The organism is Bradyrhizobium sp. MI1.4, from assembly GCF_055811315.1.
Genome location: NZ_JBVVPP010000165.1, coordinates 1 through 344, shown reverse-complemented (window position 1 = coordinate 344; position 344 = coordinate 1). Strand labels below are relative to the sequence as shown.

The 344-nt window shown below is 62.8% G+C and carries 1 protein-coding gene; it reads right to left on the bottom strand.

Features of this window, described 5'->3' with window-relative positions; genetic code table 11:
- A partial coding sequence (locus tag AC0L23_RS40110; protein ID WP_473358440.1) for an IS21 family transposase occupies positions 1-344 on the bottom strand: 344 nt, incomplete at both ends.

Below are 344 nucleotides of genomic sequence, written 5' to 3'. Positions count from 1 at the left end.
TGCCCCTTCTCCCAGCCCGACGCTGGCGTACAGGCGACCGGATCGACCAGATAGTGGCTGCACATCTGCAGGAAGCGACGATTGTAGAGACGGCCTTTACCGACGAAGATCGTCTCTACGGCGGTCTTCATGTTGTCGTAGATGCCGCGGGTGCAGGTGCCTTTGAACAGGGCGAACGCCCGGTCGTGGGCGTCGAACACCATCTCCTGCGTCTCCCGCGGATAGGCCCGCACGAACAGCATACGGCTGTGACAGAGCCGGACATGGGCAGCCTTCACCATCACCGTGGTGCCGCTCAGCAGGACGACCTCGTGGCTCCAGTCGAACTGGTAGGCTTCGCCTGG